The sequence below is a fragment of the Rhodovibrio sodomensis genome, assembly GCF_016583645.1.
GTDB classification, from domain to species: Bacteria; Pseudomonadota; Alphaproteobacteria; order Kiloniellales; family Rhodovibrionaceae; genus Rhodovibrio; species Rhodovibrio sodomensis.
Genome location: NZ_NRRL01000192.1, coordinates 1 through 5,223, shown reverse-complemented (window position 1 = coordinate 5,223; position 5,223 = coordinate 1). Strand labels below are relative to the sequence as shown.

At 66.5% G+C, this 5,223-nt stretch carries 5 protein-coding genes and 2 pseudogenes; 4 read left to right on the top strand and 3 right to left on the bottom strand.

Annotated features, from left to right (window positions below):
- Positions 1-724 (top strand): Calx-beta domain-containing protein (locus CKO28_RS26595; RefSeq protein WP_242480842.1); only part of this gene is annotated, 724 nt, incomplete at its 5' end.
- 592 nt (positions 725-1,316) lie between these two features.
- On the opposite strand, the pseudogene CKO28_RS26590 reads toward CKO28_RS26595, so the two are convergent.
- Positions 1,317-1,592: pseudogene (locus CKO28_RS26590) on the bottom strand (transposase zinc-binding domain-containing protein); the annotation flags it as partial.
- Positions 1,593-1,984: 392 nt separating this feature from the next.
- Between CKO28_RS26590 and CKO28_RS26585 the strand changes: the two are divergent.
- The gene (locus CKO28_RS26585; RefSeq protein WP_200344335.1) at positions 1,985-3,379 is read left to right on the top strand and encodes a cytochrome ubiquinol oxidase subunit I; all 1,395 of its coding nucleotides are present in this window, start codon (positions 1,985-1,987) and stop codon (positions 3,377-3,379) included.
- A gap of 12 nt (positions 3,380-3,391) precedes the next feature.
- Entirely contained in the window at positions 3,392-4,405 is a 1,014-nt protein-coding gene (locus tag CKO28_RS26580; RefSeq protein WP_200344333.1) for a cytochrome d ubiquinol oxidase subunit II, read from the top strand.
- A gap of 6 nt (positions 4,406-4,411) precedes the next feature.
- Here the strand turns inward: CKO28_RS26580 and CKO28_RS29505 are convergent.
- Both CKO28_RS29505 and CKO28_RS26570 read right to left on the bottom strand, forming a co-directional pair.
- Positions 4,412-4,495 (bottom strand): annotated as a pseudogene (locus tag CKO28_RS29505) (helix-turn-helix domain-containing protein); the annotation flags it as partial.
- A gap of 3 nt (positions 4,496-4,498) precedes the next feature.
- Positions 4,499-4,777, bottom strand: a complete 279-nt coding sequence (locus CKO28_RS26570; protein WP_200344331.1) for an AAA-type ATPase lid domain-containing protein — start codon at positions 4,775-4,777, stop codon at positions 4,499-4,501.
- Positions 4,778-4,804: 27 nt separating this feature from the next.
- Between CKO28_RS26570 and CKO28_RS26565 the strand changes: the two genes are divergently transcribed.
- The gene (locus tag CKO28_RS26565; protein ID WP_200344329.1) at positions 4,805-5,002 is read left to right on the top strand and encodes a hypothetical protein; all 198 of its coding nucleotides are present in this window, start codon (positions 4,805-4,807) and stop codon (positions 5,000-5,002) included.
- The last annotated feature ends 221 nt before the right edge of the window (positions 5,003-5,223 follow it).

Genomic DNA, 5,223 nt, shown 5'->3' with positions numbered 1-5,223 from the left:
CGCGACCAGCGACGACAACACCTACGAGGGTAACGAGGCCCTGCGCCTGGACCTCTCCGGCGTGCAGCACGCCAGCCTGGCGCGGACCAGCGCCACCGGCACGATTCTGGAGGACGATCCCAAGCCGAACCTGCGGGTGCGCGACTACGGCAACGTCACCGAGAACAACACCTCGATCACCTTCACGATTGACATCGACCGCAGGGCCGAGGGCGGCGTTTGCTTCAACCTCTGGACGACCAACGACTCGGCCGAAAGCAACGACTACAATGGCGTCAGCGCCACCCGGCGGTGTATCGGCGAGAACGCCACATCCCGCGGCTTCAATGTGGGCATCAATGAGGACGGTAGCTACGAAGGCAACGATACCTTCTACCTCAACGCGGGCTCGCCCTCTGTTAACCTCAACATCGCCGACAGCCGTGGCTACGCCCGGATCGTGAACGATGATTCGCAGTACAGCTCGTGCGGCAGTCGCGCCGTGTCCTGGCTGGGGAGCAGCTATACTACTTGCTATGGGGAAAAGAATCGTCGTCGCTGCATCACGGATCGATACGAGTGCTCAGCGCGCGTTCAAGACACAGGTCATAACGGTGAGCGCGTGGTGTACGACACCCATAACTATTGGCGGGGTGGCGTAGGCGGTTCGGCGCGCTTCCGTTGCAACGACGGCCGCTGGGAATACCGCTCCGGCAGCTGTACGTACCGCTCCGGCAACAAGTAGAACGAGCAGCCCCACGTCCCTGGAGGGCAAACCGTTTGCCGTAAGTGTGGAAATCGGGTAGAACAGAACGCGTAAGCCCCACGGAAACTGCGCGTTCTGTTCGCCCGTCCATGCCGAAAAAATCTTCGGGAGCCGAAGAGGCACCGGAAAAGGGAGGAAACCGCGGGCCGAGTAAAGAGTAGTGCCGGCCGGTGGTTATGGAGAAAGTAGCCTCGGGCTGTTCCGGTGATTGCGCCGCATGGGGGCTAGGTATTGGCCTGGGTAGACGACGCGGCGACGTTGCCGAGGCCGAAACCGGTTGGGCGGAGTTGAAACATTGGTTCGATACCGTCGGAGACGAGGTGGTGGTGGCCGTGGGCGCGCGGCCCCTCGCGACTGGCCATGATGGACAGACCGGGAGATGCTGGTGGACCTGAGTGGGGGTGGTGGCTGGTCATGAGGCGATCGCCACGATGACGTGTCCGGACGGCGGTGCACGGGGCTGCGTACCCGGCAGGAAGGTCTCGATGACGGCCATGATGCCACCGCAGTGCGGGCACGGCGGTGGGCTGGCGAACGGTGGCTCGCTGTTCGGCGGTTTCTCGTCGGGGCGGGGGAGCAGGTCGGCCTGCCGGGCGGCGAGCCAGGCGTGGGCGGCCGCGCCCTGGCAGCCGGGACAGTGCCGGTTGCGGCAGGAGTTGTAGGCGATCCGGGTATGGCCGCAGTCGTGGCAGGCCGCGACGTGCCCACCCAGGGCCGCCGTGCGGCATTGCTCGATCGCGGCCATGACCTTGAGCTGGCCGAGGCTGAGACGGCCGGCGTGGGCCTGACGATAGGCGGCGCCCTGGGCGTGGAGGATATCCGAGAGCTCGAGCGAAGAACGACGCATTGCGCCTCCTCCGTCGATGGCGGACCAAAGACATCCGCCGGCGAAACGCAGATCCTAAGCGACCGAGGCGTATCGTTGCGCCAGAAAACGCTACTGCCCACCTGGGCTACCGCGCGGTTTAGTCCTTTGGCTCTTTGCGGACGTCACGTGCTGTTGGCGCACGTCAGGTCTTGGAGCGGAACCTGCCGTTTTTAACCCCTATGCCGATGTCCAACAGGTAGGCACGCGCCCCGACCAGACACAGCCGCGCGGATCGCATACAATCGAACTCGCCGACCTTTGATGTCCCAACGTCGTTGACCCTGCGGCGATATGGCGCCTCCAAGGGTCGCCACCGCTTCATATTTTCTATCGCGAAACGGTCTGCCACCACCGCCTAGGACACCGGCGTCATGGACCTCGATCCGACCCTGCTCGCGCGCATCCAGTTCGCCGCGAACATCTCCTTCCACATCCTGTTTCCCACGATCACGATCGCGCTCGGCTGGGTGCTGCTGGGCTTCAAGCTGGCCTACGCGCGCACGGGGCAGCAGAAGTGGATGGACGCCTACTTCCTGTTCGTGAAGGTGTTCGCGCTGTCGTTCGCCATGGGAGTGGTTTCCGGGATCACCATGTCCTTCCAGTTCGGCACCAACTGGCCGGGCTACATGGAGACGGTGGGCAACATTGCGGGGCCTCTGCTCGCCTACGAGGTTCTGACGGCGTTCTTCCTGGAGGCGGTGTTTATCGGGATCATGCTGTTCGGCTTCCGCAAGGTGCCGTCCTGGCTGCACACCATCGCGACCTTCCTGGTGGCGCTGGGCACCACGCTGTCGGCCTTCTGGATCCTGGTGCTGAACAGCTGGATGCACACGCCGGTCGGCTTCGAGATGCGCGATGGGGTGGCGCACGCGACCGACTGGCTGGCGATCGTCTTCAACCCGTCGATGCCCTACCGGCTGAGCCACATGCTGCTCGCCTCCGGCCTTACGGTGGCGTTCCTGCTGGCGGGGTTGTCCGCGCTGCGCTGGCTGATGGGCCAGCGGTCGCCGGACGTGCGCGCGGGCCTGAAGACCGGCGTGGTGATGGGCGCGCTGCTGATCCCGGTGCAGATCTTCGCCGGCGACTTGCACGGCCTGAACACCCTGGAGTATCAGCCCCAGAAGGTCGCGGCGATGGAGGGCAATTGGGAGACCGGCGGCAACGTGCCGCTACTGCTGTTCGCGCTCCCAGACGAGCAGGCGCGCGAGAACCGCTTCGAGATCGGCATCCCCTCGGGCGCCAGCCTGATCCTGAAGCACTCGGCGGACGGCGAGGTCCCCGGCCTGAATGATTACGTCGCCGAGGACGGCACGCCGCAGCACCCGCCGGTGGCGCCGGTGTTCTTCGCCTTCCGCGTGATGATCGGCGTGGGCGTGCTGATGCTGCTGGTCGCCTGGTACGGCACCTGGCAGCTGCGCGGCGGGCGGCAGCCGAAACGGCCGCTGCTCTATGCCCTGTCCGCAATGACCTTCTCCGGCTGGATCGCCACGCTAGCGGGCTGGTACACCACGGAGGTCGGCCGCCAGCCCTGGCTGGTGACCGGCGTGCTGTCGACCAAAGAGGCGATCAGCGACGTCCCCGGCATGGTGCTGTTCGGCTCGCTCGGCGCCTACCTGGCGGTCTACGCGGCCCTGATGGTGGCCTACATGGCGACCCTGGTGCACCTCGCGCGCAAGGCTGGCCGGCCAAAGGACGGCGGCGACGTGCGCGCCCCCTTCCCGATGCCCGGCCTGAGCCGCGCCGCCGATGCCACGCCGGCCGAATAGGAGGCGCCCGAGATGACCGAGCTGTTCGCCGACCCGAGTATCTGGCTGCCGTTCGTGTTCGCCGCCCTGATGGGGCTGTCGATCCTGATCTACGTCGTGCTCGACGGCTACGACCTGGGCGTGGGCGTACTGCTCGCCCGCGGCACGGCGGAGGAGAAGGACCGCATGATCGCCTCCATCGGCCCCTTTTGGGACGCCAACGAGACCTGGCTGGTGATGGCGGTCGGGCTCTTGCTGGTGGCCTTCCCGGTGGCGCACGGCGAGATCCTGTCGACGCTCTACATCCCGGTTGTGGTCATGCTGATCGGGCTGATCCTGCGTGGCGTCTCGTTCGAGTTCCGCGCCAAGGCGCAGCCCGACCATAAGGCAGGCTGGAACGCCGCGTTCGTGGCCGGCTCGCTGATGGCTGCGCTGGCGCAAGGCTACATGCTGGGGCTCTACGTCATGGGCCTGGAGCACACGCTCTGGACCGTGCTGTTCGGCCTTTTGACGGCCGCCTGCCTGACCGGCGGCTACGCCTTCATCGGCGCGTGCTGGCTGATCTACAAGACCGACGGACTGCTGCAGCGCAAGGCGGCGCTGTGGGCCCGCTGGCTGCTGGCGCCGGTCGCGCTAGGCTTCGTCGCGATCTCGCTCGCCACCCCGCTGGTTAGCCAGCGGATCTTCCACAAGTGGTTCGACCTGCCCTGGCTGCTCTACCTGGCCCCATTGCCGGCGGCGGCGGCGGCGACCTTCGTGTGGCTGCGCCGGAAGCTGCAGCACCTGCCCCGCCACGACGACCGCGGCAGCTTCCAGCCGTTGCTGGGGGCGATCCTGCTGTTCGTGCTGTCGTTCGCCGGGCTGTCGTACTCCTTCTACCCGTTCGTCGTGCCCGACAAGCTGACCATCTACGAAGCCGCGAGCGCGCCCGAGAGCCTGCTGATCATCTTGGTGGGCGCGCTGGTCGTGATGCCGGTGATCGGCGCCTACTCGGCCTTAGCCTACTGGATCTTCCGCGGCAAGGCGCGCGAGCTCAGCTACGACTGAGCGCGCTCACGACGGCTCGGCCTTGAGGCCGTAGCGCTTGAGCTTCTCCCACAGCGTGGTGCGGGAGATCCCCAGCTGGCGCGCGGCCGCCTGCTAGTTGCCGCCGGTCGCCCCCAGGACCCGGGCGATGAGCGCGCGCTCCGCCGCCGCCCGAGTTTCGGCCAGGGACGACCCGGCAGACGGCGCGGCCGGTGCCGGCGCAGCCGCGGGCGCGTCCGGGAACAGGTCGTCGGGGCCGATCCGCCCATCCGGCGACAGAGCGATCGCGCGCCCCAGCCGGTTGCGCAGCTCGCGCACATTGCCCGCCCAGGCGAAGGCTTCCGCGGCGCGCACCGCCCCGGGATCGAGCGTCACCGGCGGCGCGACATACAAGGCCTTGATCGCCCGATAGGAGGCGCTGTGAACGAGAATCCGTTCAAGCTCGATATGAGCTTTGAGGAAGCTATGCGCCGATTAGGGCGCGTGAGTCGAAAAGCGCTGGATTCCGTGAATGAGGAGGCGGAAGGCCAGGAGCCCTCCGCCTCCGGTGAGCCTAGGGATGAAGGCGAGTCCAGCCGCCAGCGCCAGCGTTCATCGCCGAGCGGCGCGAGCGACTAGACCATGGAACGCCAGTGGCCGCACACACGCTCGATGCTGCCGAACCGGCGGCGCTTGTAGGGACGAACATACACCATCCCTGCGCCCTCCTTCCCAGGGGAATCGGGTGAACGGTTATGCGGTCACGAGGCTGGCCAGGAAGTCGTCGTCCCAGGCGGCACATTTGCGTCGCAGGCGAATAGACTTTGTGCCAGGAGCGTTGCGGAAAAGGTTGTGGGCGA

Bases quoted from the DNA above. Each gene is read 5' to 3' on its own strand.
- CKO28_RS26580 (WP_200344333.1), top strand. From the start codon at position 3,392: ATGACCGAGCTGTTCGCCGACCCGAGTATCTGGCTGCCGTTCGTGTTC.
- CKO28_RS26585 (WP_200344335.1), top strand. From the start codon at position 1,985: ATGGACCTCGATCCGACCCTGCTCGCGCGCATCCAGTTCGCCGCGAAC.